Raw genomic sequence first — 16914 nt, 5'->3', positions numbered from 1 at the left:
CGGGCGCTACTCGTCGAGCAGCATCGGCGAGAAGCCCGCCGCGTCACACGAGGCCAGCACGTAGCGGATTCCGGCCCGCTCTCCCGTGAAGCCCGCCGGGATGCCTCCCGCGTGCAGGTGCCCGTACACGCACACCTTCGGCTTGAACGCCTCGATGGGGCCCAGGAACGCCGTCGTCTTCTCGTTCGCGTACAGCGGCGGGAAGTGCACCGCCACCACCCGCGTCAGCGGCTCGGCGCTCTCCTTCTCCTTCTTCTCCGCGTCCGCGATGGAGGCCGCCAGCCGCCGCGTCTCCCGCTCCACGTACCCCGCGTCCCCCGACTCGTCCCCCATCTCCCCGCCCGGCATCGGCGGGGCCTCGGGCGCCGTCCACAGCCGCGTGCCGGCAATCACCCACCGCCCGATGACCACCGAGCTGTTGTGGAGGAAGTTCTCCAGCGTCTTGTACGGCTCCAGCAGCCTGCGCAGCTTCGACGCCGAGTCTCCCCACCAGTAGTCGTGGTTGCCGCGCACCAGCACCTTGCGCCCCGGCCGCTCGTCCAGCCACTTCAAGTCGTCCAGCACCTCCGTGGGCCGCGTCGCCCACGAGATGTCCCCCACCACCAGCACCACGTCCTCGGGCCGCACCTTCTCGTCCCAGGCCCGCTGCAGCGGCAGCGGATGCTCCGCCCAGCCGAAGCGGTGCATGTCCTTGTTGCGCGTGGACGGCAGATGGGTGTCCCCGATGGCGAAGAGGCGCATGCCCTTCTCCTAACCCAGCCCGCCTCCCACGTCGCCCCTCCTCTCGCCCCGCCCCAGCCCGCCCCTCGGGCGCTCGTGGACCAACCGTTCAACATACTTGGGACCACAACTGAATTCCTAGAAAAACATGCTTCCCTTGCGCTCTCAGAAAGTGCATCTTATCGCGCCAGTCCCCCCTGCTTCGTTTGTCCCGAGGAGTGCTGTCCATGCACCCGTTCCGTAAGCCGTTGGCCACCCTGGCCGCCGCTCTTGCCCTGGCTGCCTGTGGTCCGCAGGAGCCCGTCCCCACCCAGACCCCGGCCGCCACCGAGGATTCGCGTACCCCCGCCCAGCGCGAGGCCGAGCGCACCCCGTACGAGCTGGAGGCGGCCTTCGCGAAGGCGGGCGCGGACTTCGGCGTTCCGGCCGATCTGCTCAAGGCCATCTCCTACACCGAGACCCGGTGGGAGATGGTGCGGGGCGAGGTGGAGTTCGAGGGCATGCCGGCGGCGTACGGTCTGATGGGCCTGCGTGGCGAGAAGCTTTCCGAGGGCGCGCGCCTGGCCGGCGTGTCCGAGGAGGCGGTGCGCACCCAGCCCGAGGCCAACATCCGGGCCGCCGCGGCGCTGCTCTCCTCCTATGCCAGCGAGCTGAAGCTGGACCGTGCGGACGTGGGCGCGTGGGCCCCGGCCGCCGCGAAGCTCAGCGGCATCGACAACGCCGAGGCGCAGGCCCAGTACATCCACCAGGGCGTGTATGACGTGATGCGCAAGGGCGCGGTGGCCCAGACGCCCGCGGGCGACCTGGCCGTGGCGCTGATGCCCACCCAGGCGCAGGCGAAGTTCCCCTCGCCCGGCGTGGTGAGCTCGATGAGCGCGGACTACGCCCCCGCCATCTGGCGTGCCTCGCCCAACTACAACGCGCGTCCGGCGGGCACGGACGTCTCGATGGTCGTCATCCACACCTGCGAGGGCAGCTACTCGAGCTGCTGGAGCTGGCTGGTGAACAGCGCCTCCGGCGTGAGCGCGCACTACGTGGTGAACGAGAGCGGCTCGGAGATCTCCCAGCTCGTGCTCGAGTCCAACCGCGGCTGGCACGTGGGCGCCACCTACGACTGCAACCTCAACGGCGGCGTGATGTGCAACCTGCAGGGCGCCTCGGTGAACAACTTCTCGGTGGGCATCGAGCACGGTGGCTTCGCCAGCCAGACGTCCTTCCCGGCCGGGCAGATCGACGCCTCGGCGCGGCTGACGTGCGACATCACCAAGGGCCAGACCATCGTCCGCGACAGCTACCACATCGTGGCGCACGGCCGGTTGCAGCCCTCCAGCCGCACGGACCCGGGTCCCAACTGGCCGTGGAGCAGCTACATCAGCAAGGTGCAGGGCTACTGCGGCGCCAGCGGCAACATCGTCATCGACAGCAACCAGGCCAACAACGACACCGCCAAGGGCTACGTCGAGGTGACGGGCACGAGCTGGGCCTCGTCCTCGAACGTGGGGGGCTACTACGGCTCGGGCTACTACGCCTCGCCCACGGCGGCGGTGTCGGAGCCGGTGACGTTCTACTTCTACCTGCCCGCGGCGGCCACCAAGACGATCGACGCCTGGTGGACCTCGGCGACGGACCGCTCGACGACCGCGCCCTTCATCATCACCAACGCGAGCGGCACCCGGCTGGCCACGGTGAACGTGAACCAGCAGATCAACGGTGGCAAGTGGAACGCGCTCGGCACGTGGAGCTTCCCGGCTGGCTGGAACAAGGTGCAGCTCAGCCGCTGGACCACGGCGGGCTACTACGTCATCGCCGACGCCATCCAGGTGCGGTAATGATGTGACGTGATGACTCGGGACTTCGCGAAACAGATGTGGCGGGGCGGGGTGCGGCGGTTGGCCGTGCTCGCCCTGCTCGGGGTTGGATGCAAGGCGGGCACGTGTGGCTCGGGTGCATCTGGCTCCGGGCCCCTCTCCGAGGAAGAGCGGAGGGGGATGCCGGGAGTGATTGCCTTCGTGTCGGAGCGTGCGCCCCAGAAGGATGTCTGGTTGGTGCGGCCCGCCACGGGAGAGCAGACGCAGCTCACGCGAGGTCCCGAGGACGAGTACCCCGGCGCGCCGTCTCCGGATGGCGCGTCGTTGTTGGTGGTGGCGGCGGCGGAGATTCAGGGGATGCACGTGGAGCAGTTGAGGCTGGCGCCGCTGGACGGTGGACCGGTGGTGATGCTGGCGCCGCCGCGGGGCCGGGCGCGCAACCCGAGCTGGTCGCCGGACGGAAGCTGGTTCGTGGCCGAGTCGGACGCGCAGAGCTTCAGTGACGTGGTGAAGCAGGCGCCGCGCGCGGACGCGGAGGTGGCGCGGCTGACGCAGGCGCCCGAGGGCAACTTCGAGCCGAGCGTGTCACCGGACGGGACGCAGGTGGCGTTCGTGTCCAGCCGCACGGGCGATCCGGAAATCTACGTGATGAAGGCGGACGGGACGGACGTGCGCCGGCTGACGTCCTTCCACAAGGAGGACATGGCGCCGAAGTGGAGCCCGGACGGGAAGTGGATTGCGTTCCTGAGCGACCGGGAAGGGCGGGTGCGGGTGTTCGTGGTGAAGCCGGACGGGACGGAGCTGCGGGCGGTGTCCGGGAGCCAGCAGACGGGCGAGGAGCGGGAGCCGGCATGGAGTCCGGACGGGAAGAAGCTGGCCTTCGTGGGGCGTGCGAAGGACCAGAAGGCGCGCATCTGGGTGGCGGACATGGCGGGAGGGGAGCCGGTGGCGCTGACGGATGGGAAGAGCACGGATGACCAGCCGGAGTGGAGTCCGGATGGGAAGTACCTGGTGTTCCCGTCGGAGCGCACGGGAGACGTGGAGCTGTTCCTGATGAGGGCGAACGGGAGCGGCCAGACGCAGTTGACGAATACGAAGGGCGCGGACTGGTTGCCGCGCTGGTTCGTGCCGAAGAATCCCCTGCCCGCGGGGCTGGGAGCGGGCCGGACCGAGGGCACCTGAGTCCCGGCCCTCTCGCCAACCACCCCTCTCCCCTCGGGAGAGGAGCCCCCCGTCGTTCAAAGGGGGGGCAAGCCCCCCGGGGTGAGGGTATCCGTCCCCCGGGTTCCCCCCCCTCTGAAGAAGACCCCCGGGTCATGAGCCCACCAGGCGCTCCCCGGGGACACCTTGCCATTCCCGTGAACGAACCGCAGACTACCTGACCTGAGACGTCAGGCCCTCCGCTATACTGAGCAGGTTCAGTGAGGGAGAGGCCAGGGGGCCTGTCCGGGAGGGGAGGTGCGGGGGGAATGGGACGCGGGAAGGCCGCCCTGCGGAGGGAGTACGAGGCGCTGAAGCGGGGCCAGTTGGAGGGACACGAGCGGGGCCGCAGGCTCGAAGCCCTCATCTACGAGCTGCTGGAGTCCGAGTCATTGCATCCCCGGCGCAACAGCCGGCCGCCCGGGGAGGAGATCGACATCTCCTTCACGGATGGACACCGGCACTTCCTGCTGGAGGCCCGGTGGAGAAAGCGGGTGGCGGTGGGGGATGTGTTCGCCTTCCGGGGAAAGCTCGAGGGCAAGTTGGCGGGGACGCTCGGGGTCTTCCTCTACCTCGGAGCGGAGTTCAGCAAGGGAGCCATCCGGGCCCTGACCTGGGGCAAGGGCATCAACACCTTGCTGTTCAGCGAGCACGACCTGGATGACGCGCTGTCTCCCGCGCGCTCGTTCCGCGAAGTCCTCGAGCTGAAGCTCCGGTACGCGGTGAGTTACGGGCAGTGCCATACGACCTACAGGGTCATCAGGGATTATTGGGGGACTTCATGAGAAGACCGTTCAAGCGCCCGACGCAGCGGAAGATTGCCTTCTTCGTCGATGGGGACAAAGAGAAGCTGCTGGTGGAAGCACTGGCGCGAAAGGTGATTGAGCGGCATCGCCCCACCTGCCAGCCAGTCCTCGGGACCCTCCGGCTCGCGGGCACTCCGCGCGAAGGCGTCTATTCGCTGGTGGAGGTGATGCTCACCAAGGACTACCAGCGGTTCTTCATCCTCTTCAACACGCGCTCCACCAGTCGACGGCGCATCTCCCTCATGGCCGGTGAGCTCCACGAGCCGCTCGTCCGGGTGAGACTGGAGGACAAGGTGTCCATCATTCCCCTGGTGCCCTCGATCGAAACCTGGGTGCTCGCGGACGAGGAGGCGCTCGCGCGGGCCGCGGGGAAGCGCTGGACCGGAGAAGTGCCCCAGGAGCGGAGCCAGCCCGAGGACGTCCTGCGGGAACTGCTCGGAGGGTGGGGGCCGAGGGAACAGAAGCGGGTGGCTCGCTACCTGGACCCGGAGCGGATCCGCGCCCGGGACAAGAGCTTCGATGCCTTCGCCCGGGCGCTCCAGCTGGCGCTCGGGGCCCGCGCCAGTCCCTCGTCCGAGGCGCAGGAACCCGCGTTCACGTGAGGGGCGGGGCCAGCCGCTGGAAGCGCTCCATGAAGCGCCCGTCGATGAAGTCCTTCAACCGCCACATGGCGCGGCCGTGGAAGGCCAGTCCCTTCCACGCGCCCACCGCCGTGCCGTCTCCCGCGTTGAGCAGCGAGAGGAAGCCGGATTGGGCCCGGTAGGGCCTCGGTGTGCCCGTGCCCGTGAGGAACACGTGCAGGTTGTGCCGCAGCACCGGCCCCTGTCTCACCGCGTACACGCCGGCCTTCGGCACGTGTTGTCCGCTGAGGAAACCCGCGCAGTCTCCCGCCGCGAAGAGTCCCGGGTGCGAGGGGCTCTCCAGCGTCTCCCTCACCGCGAGGTAGCCCCGTGCATCCACGGCCGCGCCGCTCGGGGTGAAGAGCCTCCGGTGCCCGCGCTCCCGTCGCCCACACGCACGTGCCGAAGGCGAGCCGCTCGCCCGAGTCCAGGTGCGCCACGCCCGCTTCCACCGCCGTTACCCGGGACTCCAGACGCAGGTGGATGCCCCGGCGCTCCAGCAGCCCCCGCACCTGGCGCGCGGCCGCGCGGGAGGCCCCCCGGGGCACCTGCGGCCCGTCCTCGAGCAGCACCGTGGGCCGGCCCGTGCGCGCCTGGAGGCACAGCGCCAGCTCCACGCCCGCCGCGCCACCGCCCACCACCAGCAGCGTTCCTGTCTCCTGGCTCGACGCGAGGCGGGAGAGGGCCCCTTCCAGCGGTTTGAGGGACACCGCGTGCTCGCGCACCCCGGGCACCGAGTCCCCCGCGGGCAGTGAGCCGATGTCGAAGCTCGCCGCGTCGTATGTCAGCGTCCGCCCGTCTCCCAGCCGGAGCTCGCGCCGGTCCGCGTCCAGGCCCGTGACGCCGCCCGGCTCCAACCGGGCCCCGGCCGCTCGCGCCAGGGCCTCCAGGTCGAAGCGCAGTGCCTCCAGCGCGTACTGCCCCGCCAGGTAGCCCGGCACCCTCCCGCTGTAGAGCTGCGTGCGCCCCCGGGACACCAGCACCGTCTCCACTCCCGGCCAGCGGGCGCGGGCCAGGGCCTCCAGCACGAAGAGGTGCGCATGGCCGGGGCCGGCGAGGACGAGGCGTTTCACGGAGGGCCACCGTACCTCACCGCGCACCGCGGACCGGGCTCACACGATCAACTCGCGCCGGACGACGCGGTCGCGGTTGGCCCCGAGCATGCCGCCGAGTGCGGCACCGAGGAACAGGCCCACCTCGGAGAGCGCCACCGCGAGGCCGATGGCCGCTCCCGCCAGCATCCCGATGAGGGGGAGGTTGAACACGGCGAACATGACCCAGAGGCCCACGGCGATGAGGACGGCGGGCAGCACGGCGGCGGCGAGCGCGCGGCCGACGGTGCCGACCTTGTAGCCGCCGACGAGGCCTCCGACGAAGCCGTTGACCAGGGGGAAGAAGAAGAGCACGAGGCTGATGAGGACCATCCACAGGGTGCCCGCGACGATGCTGCTGCGCCGCGGGGGAACCGTCCGTGGGGCCATGCGGGCCCGGTCTCCCGTATCGAGTCGTACCAGCCGCTCTCCGTATCCCGTCGTATCCCGTCGTTCCATGTGCGCCACCTCGTTTCCCCCAAGCTTGGGGTGGGTGGACACACGAGGCCCGCCCCGTGGCCGGAGCGGCGAGGCAGACCGCGAGGGAGCGCGAGGCGGCTCGGGGGGCTACCGGGTAGCCGAGCCCCCGCGAGGCCGTCTGCCCTCCTGGAAGCTACCGAGGGATGCTGCCCGGGTACAGGGTGAGGACGAGCCCCGTCCCCGCGGTGGCTCCCGCGCTGCGGGCCAGGTAGTCCCTGGAGCCCAGGATGGAGAGGCTGAAGGTCTCCGCCGCCTCGCCGGAGTGCACGTAGACGAAGAGTCCGGTGGCGCTGGTGGCCTCCTGGGTGGAGCCCAGGAAGTCCGGGGCGGGGTAGTAGACGCGGTGGGCGAGGTCGCCCCGGTCGAGCACCACGCGGGCCCCCGCGACGGGCGCGCCCGAGGCATCCACGACACGGCCGAGGATGAAGCCGGCCTCGCGCAGGGTGCGGGCCCGGTCCTGGGTATGGGCGCGAATCCACGACTCGCCGACGGCCCGGGTGAGGGCGTCGTGGAAGGACGTGGGCAGCGCCCAGACGCGGGCGCCGATGATGTCGGTGCGCGGCCGCGTGCGGGTGAAGACGGTGTCGAAGACGACCGTGGAGCTGCGCACGAAGCCCTCGTGCTCGAAGCTGGCGGCGAGGCTCATGTGGATGTCGCGCACGGGCACATCGGGCACGGAGAACTCGCCCGCGGAGCCGATGGCGCCCCGTCCGAGCACGGAGTCCGCGTCGCTCACTCCGACGCGCAGGGGCTCCTCCATGATGAGGGAGAGCCCATCGAGCGAGGGCGCCGCCTGGCCCTGGGCTTCGAGCAGGCGGGCGGCCTCGGGAAAGAGTTCGGCGCGACCGGTGACGGTGATGGCCAGGTGGTCGAGATCCACCATCGTGCTGTCACTGCGGTCAACACCAGGATCCGGGTCCACGGGACCGCCACAAGCGGCCGGGGCAAGCCCGAGAAGAGCACAGCAGAGGACGAAACTCGGACGCTTCATGACTGCGCACCAAGTTCTCCACGCCCCCGCGCATCGGCAATCCACCCCGGGGCCCCAGACGTCCCGTGGGAGACGGAACACTTCGCCGCCAGGTGCTCACCAGTGAAAAACACCGAGGGCCGCCCCTGCCTCGCGAGAGGAAGGAAGCGGCCCTCGAGTCACGGACTGCTGGAAGTCACGGCCTACCGGCGGCCCCATCCATTGCCGTTGCCCTTGCCACCGCCGCTGTTGCCACCGCCGCTGTTGCCGCTGTTGCCACGGGGAGGAGGCGGGGCGCTGTTGCCACCGCCGCTGTTGCCGCCACCGTTGCCCCAGCCACCGCCGCTGTTGCCACGGGGAGGAGGAGGCGGGGAGCTGTTGCCACCGCCGCTGTTGCCACCGCCGCTGTTGCCGCCACCGTTGCCCCAGCCACCACCGTTGCCACCGCCGCTGTTGCCGCCGTTGTCACGGGGAGGAGGAGGCGGAGGGCTGTTGCCGCCGCCGCTGTTGCCGCCGCCGCTGTTGCCACGAGGAGGACGGTCATCGTCCCGGCCACCGCCGTTGCCACGAGGAGGACGGCCCTCGTCCCGGCCACCGCCGTTGCCATTGCCGCCGCCGTTGCCCCAGCCGCCACCCCGAGGAGGCGGCGCATCACCATGGCCCGGGTTGTTGGTGTGGCCCGGCGGGTTGCCCCAGCCGCCCTGTCCGGGCGGAGTCCCACCGTGTCCCGGAGGCGTGCCACCGTGTCCCGGCGGAGGGTTGTTGCCGCCGTTGTTGGACGGAGGCCGGTTGGGGCCGCCCTGCTGGTCGCCCACCGGCGGGCGCGAGCCGCTGCCGCTGCCCGGAGGGGGCGGGGGGGTGTTGCCCCAGCCGCCACCGTTGTTGGGCGGATTCGGGTTGCCCCAGCCGCCACCGCTCGCCGGCGGGCGCGAGCCGGTGCCGGTACCCGGGGGCGGAGGCGAGGACGGGTGGGAGTTGCCCCAGCCGCCACCGCTCGAGGGAGGAGGCCGGTTGCCGCCGTTGTTCACGGGCGAGGCGTCGTGCGAGTTGCCCCAGCCCCCGTTGGAGGGCGGCGGAGGCGGCCGGTAGTTGCTGTAGACGTACACGGAGCGGTCGCGGTCCCAGCGGTGCGTGCTGCCCGAGTACGTGTACGGGAAGTAGTCGTGGCTGTGCCGGCCGTGCGTGTAGCAGTGATGGCCGCCCGGGATCGGGTGGTAGTCCTGGTACCAGATCACCCGCGGCGCCCGGTAGACGTACACGTCTTCCGAGTACGTGTAGTCGTTCACCTCGGAGGGCGCGTAGCCGTGGACGTGGCTGTGCGACTCGGTGCACCACCCGCCGTACGCATCGGGGTGGGCCCCCGAGTAGCGGTACTGGTAGACGGTGGCCGGAGGGGTGTTGTCCGAGTAGTAGCCGGGTTGGTGGTAGTGAGCGACACAGCCGGAGCCCATCACCAGGGCGGTTGGGACTGTGAGGAGCAGAAGGCGGCGCATGGAGTTTCTCCGGGGCCGGCGGCAGAGCCGGCCCGCCCATTTCATCACGGTGACGACAGGGAAGCAGACGGGCGGGCGCGAAAGAAATTCAACACCCTGTTTCCGGTATTTCCCCCAGCCCGTGGCGGCCGGGGTGGCTAGTGCACCATGCGCGCGGACGAGCCGGCGCGCGGGGCGTGCAGCTTGCCAAGGCAGGTGAGGATGTGCTCGCGGTATTCGGACACGTCGCGCAGGCCGCACACCATCCACCGGCCGGCGATGACGAGCGTGGGCACCCCGCGCACGCCCCGGCTGGCGGCGAGCTGGTGCTCATCGAGGATGAGCTTGCGCGTGTCATCCGAGTGGTACGCCGCCGAGAAGGGGCCCATGTCCAGGCCCACGCGGGTGGCCAGCTCGAAGATGACGTCCGTGCGCGTGACGTTGACGCCCTGCTCCAGCGCCGCCTTCTGCATGGCGCGCGCGAGGTGGCTCCTGGCCGCGGGGCTCTGCAGCCGCGCCGCCTCCAGCGCCGCCAGGGCCGGGATGCTGGTGCGCGGCGCGTCTCCGCCCTGCCACAGCTCCGTCGTCAGCAGCTTCGCCACCGGCTCCGGTTCCTCCTGGGCGCGGCGGACTTCTTCCGTCAGCCCTCGCAGCTCCTTCTCGGTGGGCCTCTTGTCCTGGACGCGCAGCGGGTACGGCCGCACGCGCCAGCGAATAAGGTCGCCGAACTCCTGTTTCAGGGTTTCCAGCCGCAGGTCGGCCAGGTAGCACCAGGCGCACAACACATCCTGGTAGACGGTGATCTGCAGCGGCTTGGGGAGGGGCTTCATGTGCGAGCGCCGGGGAGATTACGAAGGTCGCGCTCCCACTGCCAATCCCCTCCGGCATTTTGCGGACGTGCCCATTCCCAGGAGAGCCGAGCAAGAGGCTCGGCCGTCCGCCTGCCCCACGAGCCTCACGGCCGTCCTTCACACTGCCTGTAGCTGGCCTCCAGCCGCCGCGTGCGCCCGCGCCAGGGCGAGCGCATGGTCGACGATCGCCCCGGCGATGTCCTGCTTCGTCGCTCGCTCCAGGCCCTCGAAGCCCGGGCTGGAGTTGAGCTCCATCAACCGCGGCCCCGCGTGGCCCTCGAGCATGTCCACGCCGGCGTTCTCCAGCCCGAGCAGTTGCGCGGCCCGGACCGCCACCTCGATATAGGAGGCGGGCAGCTCCACCGGGTGGCCCTCGCCGCCGCGGTGGATGTTGGAGCGGAACTCGCCCTTCTTGGCCCGCCGCTGCATGGCGCCCACCACCTTGTCCCCCACCACTAGGGCGCGCACGTCCCGGCCCTTGCTCTCGGCGACGAACTCCTGGAGCACCACTTCCTGCCCCAGGTCCCAGAAGGTGTTGACGATGGTTTGCAGCTCCTGAAGGGAGTGGGCGATCATCACCCCCACGCCCTGGGTGCCGCGCAGCAGCTTGATGATGACGGGCAGTCCGCCCACCTCCTCCACCAGCTTGCGCACGTTGCTGCGGTCATGCGCCATCACCGTGCGGGGCACGTCCAGCCCGGCCGCGCACAGGAGCTGGAGCGCCCGCAGCTTGTCGCGGCTCTGGGAGATGGCGCTGGCGCCGTTGAGCACCGCCACCTTCATCATCTCGAAGTGCTTCACCACCGCCAGGCCGTAGCCGGTGATGGAGGCGCCAATGCGGGGGATGACGACGTCCACGCCCTTGATGTCCACCCCGCGGTAGAGCATCCGCGGCTGGCCCGGGGCGAGCACCATGGTGCAGCGCAGGGTGTCCAACACCAGGGGCCGGTGGCCGCGCTGCTTGATGGCCTCCACCAGCCGCCGGGTGGAGTACAGGGACCGCTTGCGCGAGAGGATGACCACCGTCTGCTTGGCCCGGGGCCCGCGGGGAGCCGCCGCGGCCCGCGTATCGGACGGTGGTGGCTCCACGGGGCGAGCGGGGGCCTTCGGGCGGGCCCGGGCGGGCGCCTTCTTGGACGAGACCTTCTTGTCGGGCATGGAAGGGGGGCGAGCCTACCACGGGCGGGGGCGGGTGGCGTCGGCCGTGTTTGCTATCATCGGAAAGTGATGAATCCCAAGGAACAGCACCCGGACGACGTCCTCACCAATCCGGGAGAGAACGGTCTCGACTCCATCGTCGCGCCACCCGACGGTGCCATCGGCTCGGGCACCGAGGTCCTGGTGCTCGAGTCGCGCACCACGCTCAAGCTGCGCAAGTGCCGGATTCAGGTGTCCGCCGGGCCGGACGAGGGCAAGTCGCTCGTCTCCGACAAGGAGCGCCTGCGCTGTGGGGCCCACCCCACCAACGACCTGGTGCTCGCCGAGGATCGGACCGCCAGCCGCCACCACTTCGAAATCATCAACACCGAGCGCGGCTGGCTCCTGGTGGACCTCAACTCCACCAACGGCACCTTCCTGGATGGCCGGCGGATTGAACGCGCCTACCTCTCGGCCGGCGCCCAGATTCGCGCCGGCTCCTCCACCCTCACCTTCGCCCCCATCGACGAGGAAGTCACCGTCGAGCCGGACCGTGAGGGCGAGCTGTGTGGGCTGGTGGGGCAGAGTGTGCAGATGCGGCAGATCTTCGCGCTCATCAAGAAGATCGCCCCCATGGACGTGTCCGTCATCATTGGAGGAGAGACGGGCACGGGCAAGGAGCTGGTGGCGCAGGCCATCCACGAGCTGAGCGGGCGCAAGAAGGGGCCCATGGTGGTGCTGGACTGCGGCGCCATTCCGCCCAACCTCATCGAGAGCGAGCTGTTCGGCCACGAGAAGGGCTCCTTCACCGGGGCCATGACGGCGCGGCCGGGCGCCTTCGAGCGGGCGCAGGGGGGCACCATCTTCCTGGACGAGCTGGGCGAGCTGCGCCTGGACTTGCAGCCCAAGCTGTTGCGCGTGCTGGAGAACCGCGAGGTGCGGCGCGTGGGCGGCAACGACACCCTGGAGGTGGACTGCCGCGTCATCGCCGCCACCAACAGGGACCTGCCCAAGGAGATAGCGGCGGGCAACTTCCGCGAGGATCTCTTCTTCCGCCTGTCCGTCATCAACCTGCAGCTTCCGCCCCTGCGCGAGCGCCGCGAGGACATTCCGTTGATCCTCAAGCGGGCGCTGGCGGACCCGGAGGTGCTGGCGCGGCACGGCCGCAAGCGCATCTCCCCCGAGGCCCTGTCGCTGCTGATGGCCTACGCCTGGCCGGGCAACGTGCGCGAGCTGATGAACGTGCTCTCCCACGTGCTGGCCTTCAGCGAGGGCGAGGAGGTGCTGCCCGACAACCTTCCGCCCCGCGTGCGCGGCCAGCAGCGCGAGGGGCCGCTGCCCTTCAACGAGCACCTCACCTTCAAGGACGCCAAGGAGCAGCTCCTGGAGAACTTCGAGCGCGAGTACGTCACCAGCGTCCTCACCCGCTGCGAGGGCAACCTCTCCCGCGCTGCCCGTGAGAGTGGCCTGCACCGCAAGTCCATCGAGCGCCTGGTGAAGAAGTACCACCTCGACGCCAAGGGCATGAAGCCGCGTTGACGCGGCGTGTCACGTTTGGACCGCCGAGCGGCCGGGCGGGCCCCGGCCCGGTCCAGTTGACCGATGGGAAAGGCAGCGCCGGAGTGGGACAAAGGCCCTGTCATGAGTACCGAGTCCCATCCCCCCCAGGGACGTCAATCCGGTCAGGCGGCGGTGGAATCCGCGCTGACGCTTCCGCTCGTCATCTTCCTCGTGCTGGGCACGCTGCAGCTCTTCATGATGCTGCAGGGCCGCATCATGGCGGAGTACGCGGCCTTCCAGGCGGTGCGTGCGGGCAGCCGCAACCACGGCGACTGTGTCCCCATGGTGCACGCGGCGCTGGCGGGGCTGATGCCCAGCGTGACGTCCTACCTGGGGGGCTCGGGAGGTGGCTCGCCGGGGGAGAAGCTGGCCTCGGCGTGGAAGGATCGCATCGGCTCCAACGCCCAGGCGCCGGACCCGAAATACGTGGAGGGGAAGGACGGCGCGAGTGACGGCCCCATCTTCTGGCTGGTGCGCGAGTCGCCCCGGCCCGGTGACTGGAATGGCGCGGAGGACCTCCGGTTCGACCTGCCCGAGGGAGATGGCTCGGGGGCCATGCGCCTGGAGGTCCGCCTCATCTATTGGTATCGGCTGCGCATCCCCTTCGCGGACTGGGTCATCAGCCGCATGCTGCTGGCGCACCTGGGCTTGAAGGACTACGACGCCGCCAACCCGCTGATGCCGGCGGACGCCAAGGCGGGCTGGAAGCAGAAGCTCCGCGACGGTCACCAACCTGGATCCGCTCATCCGTGACGAGCTGAGCACCCGGGTCAACTCCAAGCAGTACGTCTTCCCCATCCAGGCCACCTACGGCATGCGGATGATGACGCCGGCGCGCAGGGAGTACTTCGAGCAGCAGAACTGCGCGTCCACTCCGGAGGGGCTGTGATGAGACGCCGTGGCCAGACGCTGGTGGTGTTCGCGCTCACCCTGCTGTTGCTGGTGTTGATGGTGACCATGACGCTCTCCATTGGCATGAAGGCCAAGGAGAAGATGGAGCTGCAGACGATGGCGGATGCCGCCGCCTACTCCAACGCGGTGGCCACCGCGCGCGCCTTCAACTCCATCTCGCTGATGAACCGGGCGCTGATGGGGCACATGGTGGCCATGACGGGCGTGGAGAGCCTCATCTCCTGGAGCAGCTACTACCGCGCCGCCATCCACGGGGCCAAGGATGCCTACACGAAGGGCCCCCTGGTGGTGTACGGGGCGATCCTCGCCTCCTGTGGCGCCAACGTCTCGATGTGCGCGTGCGCCACCAAGGCCATCCTGGACATCGAGAAGACCCAGAGCGAGCTGGAGCAGAAGGACAGCGAGCTCGACGCCGAGTGGAACCAGCTGGACAAGAATGCGGGCGACGAGGCGAAGGCACTGCAGCTCGGCTCCATCTCGGATGAGCAGCAGGAGCAGGTCCTCAAGCAGCTCAGGGAGAAGGTGATCCAGTCGGGTCTGGCGAAAAGCATCGTCACGCAGGCCAAGGAAGGCTCGCGTTTCCCGGATGAGCTCCTGGCGCAGGTGACCAAGGTCAACGAGACCGAGCTCGAAGGCGGGTGGGGCTGCTCGGGCCCGGGCGCCGCCTGCTCCCGCCGCAACGCGGGCAAGAAGCTGCACTTCATCGATGCCGCCATGGGCAGCCGCGGCTACTCCTTCGTCACCGGGCGCGGGGCGGGCGCCGCCATCCAGCGCAAGCTCAAGACGGTCATGAACTCGCAGGACACCCTCGTGAGCGTCACCAACAGCGGCAGTGGCTACTTCCCCGGCGAGGGACAGGAGTCGCACTCCGGGCCGACCATCGACGGCACCGAGGTGTGGGGGGACGATCACGGCACGGTGAGCATCATCTTCAACCGGGGCCAGGCGCCGTGCCCGACGTCCGTGCCGGGCGCGGCCGGGACCTATGCGCGCGTGCGCAGCAACCACCTGGGGGACACCGGGGACAAGCACGAGTGGAACGGCGGCAGCGACAACGACGCGCAAACCCGGCACACCATGGGGGAGTGCACGCAGTGCCCCGGCATCTGGCCCTCGCACATGGACTACAACTACAACCTGGTGACGCAGGAGGCGAACAACTGGGGCCAGCCCAAGAACTACGCCGTCATCCAGCGCAACTACAAGGCGCGCCCCGGCAAGCAGGCGGACCCGTGGAACCTCCTGTTCCGCTTCCGCTTCTCCCCGAATCGGGCGGGGGTGGAGTTCGACAACCGCGGCATCGAGCTGTCCGAGGCCAACGGCGGCACGGACATCTCCAAGGCCACGGCGCTCTCGGCGGGCATCACCTACTACAAGCGCGCGGGTGACTTCTGGCAGGAGCCGCCCAACTTCCTCAATCCCTTCTGGCGCGCCACGCTCGTGTCGGTCCACGTGGACGAGGACGGCAAGAACAAGGACGTGCAGGAGACGCTGGAGGACGACGAGCTCGACATAGAGTTCGCCGCCGAGGCCTACGAGGCGCTCAAGAAGAAGGGGTACGAGGGATGGTAAGGCTCCGCGGCAGGGCATCACAGCGCGGCCAGGGCACCACGGAGCTGGCGCTCGGGCTGCTGCTCTTCGTCACCGTGCTCATCTTCGGCATCCACTTCGCCGAGATTGGCTACCTGTCCCTCAAGGTGCAGGAGTCGGCCACCAGCGCCTTGTGGGACACCACCAGCGCGAAGATGCACGAGCTGCCGAAGAACTTCGACGCCCTCACCCAGCTCATCGAATCCAACAAGCCGGGCAAGCTCGCCACCGAGCGCTACAAGGACTTCGATGGGCGCACCTCCAAGCAGGGGCGGACCAAGGTGGTCCAGCTCTTCACCTCGGCCGAGGGCCTGAACGTCACGTGTAGCGAGGCCGGAGACATCGCCTTCGAGCCCTCCTCGTCCACCAACGGCGGCGTCTACAGGAACGTGGGCGGGATGCGCTGCAACTCCCGGGCGATCCTCTCCCCCGTGCAGAAGTTCACCCGCAGCTTCCTGGACCGGGGGCAGGGCGCCTTCTTCGACGTGCCCCACTACGCCGCGGGGGCCATCCCCGTGTGTGGCATGGGCCGGGCCAAGGGCGGCCGGTGCGAGGGTGGCTTTGGCATCCTCCTGGACGACTGGGCGCTGTCCAGCGAGGAGGAGTCCCGGGAGTGCCACCTGCTGGGCTGTGACAACAAGGCCTACTTCGATTCCGCCCAGACGGTCTTCAACAATCACGGCTGGGGCAACAAGGGCGATGCGATGACACTGGCGAGCCGCATCGTGGGAGAGGCTCCCATCGATTCGGGCAAGTTCTGGATGAGCTTCCGCGGGAAGCCCAGCGGCTTCCTGGAGGAGGACGAGCCCGGCGGCGACCAGGACACGCGGGATTGGGAGACGACTCCGGGCAAGAACAGCCGCAGCCAGGAGTACGACACCGCTTTCAGCAACCGCAAGCCGTGCTTCCTGGGGAACAAGTGCTCCAAGCAGTGAGTGTCCGGTGGGGTGTGCTGCTGCTGGCGGTGCTGTGGGGCGCGGGTGCCGCGTCCGCGCAGCAGGTGCCCTTCACCTGGGACGTGCCCAAGGTGCTGGAGGCGGTGGCGATGCCGGGGGTGATGCGGGCCGATGGCATCCCGGTGAAGCTGCGCTCGGTGAAGAGCGCCGAGAAGCCCCAGGTCATCCTCCAGCACCTGGTGAACCGCTTCGAGGCGGCGGGCTTCTACATTCCGCCGGACAAGCACCGCACCCAGTGGCTGGCCGAGCCGGCGCTCACCGCGCTGGATACGGACCGGCTCATCTCCTACACCTTCGCGCTGCAGCCCAACCGGGATGGCACCACCACGGTCATCCTGGGCGAGGCCAACCTGGGCATGGCCCGGCGGGAGCAGGCCGCCTTCGCCCCCGTCTTCCCCGGGGGCAAGGACATGATGCAGAGCGAGATGGAGGGCGCGCGCACGATGACGTACCTGGCGGAGGCCGAGCCGGGGAAGGTGCGGGACTTCTACGTGGCGCAGCTTCGCGAGGCGGGCTTCTCCGAGACGTCCGAGGGGACGTGGCGCCGCAACGGGGAGGAGCTGCGGGTGGCGGTGCGTCCGGTCAAGCCGGGCAGCGTGGCGGTCATCGTCCTGCGCCGCACCACCCTCGAGAACGTGAGGGAGTCCGACGTCCGGGAGGGCCCCCAGCCCATTCGCTCGCAGGCCTCGGCGGGCAAGCCCTGAAGGCAGGCGGGCGTCCCCGCCCACCGGAGCCGTGCCG

The 16914-nt window shown here is 69.7% G+C and carries 16 protein-coding genes and 1 pseudogene; 9 read left to right on the top strand and 8 right to left on the bottom strand.

Going from position 1 to position 16914, the window contains the following annotated elements:
• Positions 1 to 6: 6 nt before the first annotated feature.
• On the bottom strand, positions 7 to 741 hold the full coding sequence (locus tag ACN28I_RS26985; RefSeq protein ID WP_047854606.1) for a metallophosphoesterase: 735 nt from the start codon (positions 739 to 741) through the stop codon (positions 7 to 9).
• Positions 742 to 947: 206 nt separating this feature from the next.
• Here ACN28I_RS26985 and ACN28I_RS26980 point away from each other — a divergent pair, with 206 nt between their 5' ends.
• From ACN28I_RS26980 to ACN28I_RS26965, 4 genes are all read left to right on the top strand, one after another.
• Positions 948 to 2549, top strand: coding sequence for an N-acetylmuramoyl-L-alanine amidase (locus ACN28I_RS26980; RefSeq protein ID WP_420944811.1), 1602 nt, complete (start codon positions 948 to 950; stop codon positions 2547 to 2549).
• Positions 2550 to 2561: 12 nt separating this feature from the next.
• Positions 2562 to 3710 (top strand): TolB family protein, encoded by a 1149-nt coding sequence (locus tag ACN28I_RS26975; RefSeq protein ID WP_420944810.1) that lies wholly within the window; start codon positions 2562 to 2564, stop codon positions 3708 to 3710.
• Positions 3711 to 3997: 287 nt separating this feature from the next.
• A complete protein-coding gene (locus tag ACN28I_RS26970; RefSeq protein ID WP_420944809.1) occupies positions 3998 to 4513 on the top strand; it encodes a hypothetical protein in 516 nt (171 codons plus the stop codon).
• On the top strand, positions 4510 to 5136 hold the full coding sequence (locus tag ACN28I_RS26965; RefSeq protein ID WP_420944808.1) for a hypothetical protein: 627 nt from the start codon (positions 4510 to 4512) through the stop codon (positions 5134 to 5136). The genes ACN28I_RS26970 and ACN28I_RS26965 overlap by 4 nt, the downstream gene beginning before the upstream one ends.
• On the opposite strand, the gene ACN28I_RS26960 is transcribed toward ACN28I_RS26965, so the two are convergent.
• From ACN28I_RS26960 to ACN28I_RS26930, 7 genes and pseudogenes are all read right to left on the bottom strand, one after another.
• On the bottom strand, positions 5129 to 5494 hold the full coding sequence (locus tag ACN28I_RS26960) for a hypothetical protein (protein ID WP_420948896.1): 366 nt from the start codon (positions 5492 to 5494) through the stop codon (positions 5129 to 5131). The two genes, ACN28I_RS26965 and ACN28I_RS26960, sit on opposite strands and share 8 nt — an antisense overlap.
• A 70-nt stretch (positions 5495 to 5564) precedes the next feature.
• A pseudogene (locus ACN28I_RS26955) lies at positions 5565 to 6182 on the bottom strand (NAD(P)/FAD-dependent oxidoreductase); the annotation flags it as partial.
• 84 nt (positions 6183 to 6266) lie between these two features.
• Complete coding sequence (locus tag ACN28I_RS26950; RefSeq protein ID WP_420944807.1) at positions 6267 to 6704, bottom strand: hypothetical protein; 438 nt, start codon at positions 6702 to 6704, stop codon at positions 6267 to 6269.
• Between the two features lie 154 nt (positions 6705 to 6858).
• Positions 6859 to 7608, bottom strand: coding sequence for a carboxypeptidase-like regulatory domain-containing protein (locus ACN28I_RS26945; protein ID WP_420944806.1), 750 nt, complete (start codon positions 7606 to 7608; stop codon positions 6859 to 6861).
• A gap of 290 nt (positions 7609 to 7898) precedes the next feature.
• Entirely contained in the window at positions 7899 to 9188 is a 1290-nt protein-coding gene (locus ACN28I_RS26940; RefSeq protein WP_420944805.1) for a hypothetical protein, read from the bottom strand.
• Positions 9189 to 9325: 137 nt separating this feature from the next.
• Positions 9326 to 9997: a DsbA family oxidoreductase gene (locus tag ACN28I_RS26935; RefSeq protein WP_420944804.1), complete on the bottom strand. Its 672-nt coding sequence runs from the start codon at positions 9995 to 9997 to the stop codon at positions 9326 to 9328.
• Positions 9998 to 10135: 138 nt separating this feature from the next.
• The gene (locus ACN28I_RS26930; RefSeq protein ID WP_420944803.1) at positions 10136 to 11176 is read right to left on the bottom strand and encodes an ATP-grasp domain-containing protein; all 1041 of its coding nucleotides are present in this window, start codon (positions 11174 to 11176) and stop codon (positions 10136 to 10138) included.
• Between the two features lie 69 nt (positions 11177 to 11245).
• Between ACN28I_RS26930 and ACN28I_RS26925 the strand changes: the two genes are divergently transcribed.
• From ACN28I_RS26925 to ACN28I_RS26905, 5 genes are all read left to right on the top strand, one after another.
• Positions 11246 to 12694, top strand: coding sequence for a sigma 54-interacting transcriptional regulator (locus ACN28I_RS26925; RefSeq protein WP_420944802.1), 1449 nt, complete (start codon positions 11246 to 11248; stop codon positions 12692 to 12694).
• 102 nt (positions 12695 to 12796) lie between these two features.
• Positions 12797 to 13468 carry a TadE family protein gene (locus ACN28I_RS26920; RefSeq protein WP_420944801.1) on the top strand — a complete coding sequence of 224 codons (672 nt, stop codon included), beginning with the start codon at positions 12797 to 12799 and terminating at the stop codon, positions 13466 to 13468.
• Positions 13469 to 13603: 135 nt separating this feature from the next.
• A complete protein-coding gene (locus tag ACN28I_RS26915; protein ID WP_420944800.1) occupies positions 13604 to 15199 on the top strand; it encodes a pilus assembly protein TadG-related protein in 1596 nt (531 codons plus the stop codon).
• Positions 15193 to 16152, top strand: a complete 960-nt coding sequence (locus ACN28I_RS26910; protein WP_420944799.1) for a hypothetical protein — start codon at positions 15193 to 15195, stop codon at positions 16150 to 16152. Before ACN28I_RS26915 ends, ACN28I_RS26910 begins: the two co-directional genes overlap by 7 nt.
• The gene (locus ACN28I_RS26905; RefSeq protein WP_420944798.1) at positions 16149 to 16877 is read left to right on the top strand and encodes a hypothetical protein; all 729 of its coding nucleotides are present in this window, start codon (positions 16149 to 16151) and stop codon (positions 16875 to 16877) included. Before ACN28I_RS26910 ends, ACN28I_RS26905 begins: the two co-directional genes overlap by 4 nt.
• Positions 16878 to 16914 lie beyond the last annotated feature (37 nt).

Source organism: Archangium gephyra (assembly GCF_049060025.1).
Taxonomy (GTDB): domain Bacteria; phylum Myxococcota; class Myxococcia; order Myxococcales; family Myxococcaceae; genus Archangium; species Archangium gephyra_A.
This window is presented reverse-complemented; position numbering and strand designations above follow the sequence as displayed.

Excerpts from the sequence above, each read along its gene's own strand:
- ACN28I_RS26925 (WP_420944802.1), top strand. The coding sequence starts at position 11,246 with ATGAATCCCAAGGAACAGCACCCGGACGACGTCCTCACCAATCCGGGA.
- ACN28I_RS26965 (WP_420944808.1), top strand. The coding sequence starts at position 4,510 with ATGAGAAGACCGTTCAAGCGCCCGACGCAGCGGAAGATTGCCTTCTTC.
- ACN28I_RS26920 (WP_420944801.1), top strand. The coding sequence starts at position 12,797 with ATGAGTACCGAGTCCCATCCCCCCCAGGGACGTCAATCCGGTCAGGCG.
- ACN28I_RS26915 (WP_420944800.1), top strand. The coding sequence starts at position 13,604 with ATGAGACGCCGTGGCCAGACGCTGGTGGTGTTCGCGCTCACCCTGCTG.
- ACN28I_RS26985 (WP_047854606.1), bottom strand. The coding sequence starts at position 741 with ATGCGCCTCTTCGCCATCGGGGACACCCATCTGCCGTCCACGCGCAAC.
- ACN28I_RS26930 (WP_420944803.1), bottom strand. The coding sequence starts at position 11,176 with ATGCCCGACAAGAAGGTCTCGTCCAAGAAGGCGCCCGCCCGGGCCCGC.
- ACN28I_RS26945 (WP_420944806.1), bottom strand. The coding sequence starts at position 7,608 with ATGGTGGATCTCGACCACCTGGCCATCACCGTCACCGGTCGCGCCGAA.
- ACN28I_RS26910 (WP_420944799.1), top strand. The coding sequence starts at position 15,193 with ATGGTAAGGCTCCGCGGCAGGGCATCACAGCGCGGCCAGGGCACCACG.
- ACN28I_RS26970 (WP_420944809.1), top strand. The coding sequence starts at position 3,998 with ATGGGACGCGGGAAGGCCGCCCTGCGGAGGGAGTACGAGGCGCTGAAG.
- ACN28I_RS26980 (WP_420944811.1), top strand. The coding sequence starts at position 948 with ATGCACCCGTTCCGTAAGCCGTTGGCCACCCTGGCCGCCGCTCTTGCC.
- ACN28I_RS26975 (WP_420944810.1), top strand. The coding sequence starts at position 2,562 with ATGACTCGGGACTTCGCGAAACAGATGTGGCGGGGCGGGGTGCGGCGG.
- ACN28I_RS26935 (WP_420944804.1), bottom strand. The coding sequence starts at position 9,997 with ATGAAGCCCCTCCCCAAGCCGCTGCAGATCACCGTCTACCAGGATGTG.
- ACN28I_RS26950 (WP_420944807.1), bottom strand. The coding sequence starts at position 6,704 with ATGGAACGACGGGATACGACGGGATACGGAGAGCGGCTGGTACGACTC.
- ACN28I_RS26940 (WP_420944805.1), bottom strand. The coding sequence starts at position 9,188 with ATGCGCCGCCTTCTGCTCCTCACAGTCCCAACCGCCCTGGTGATGGGC.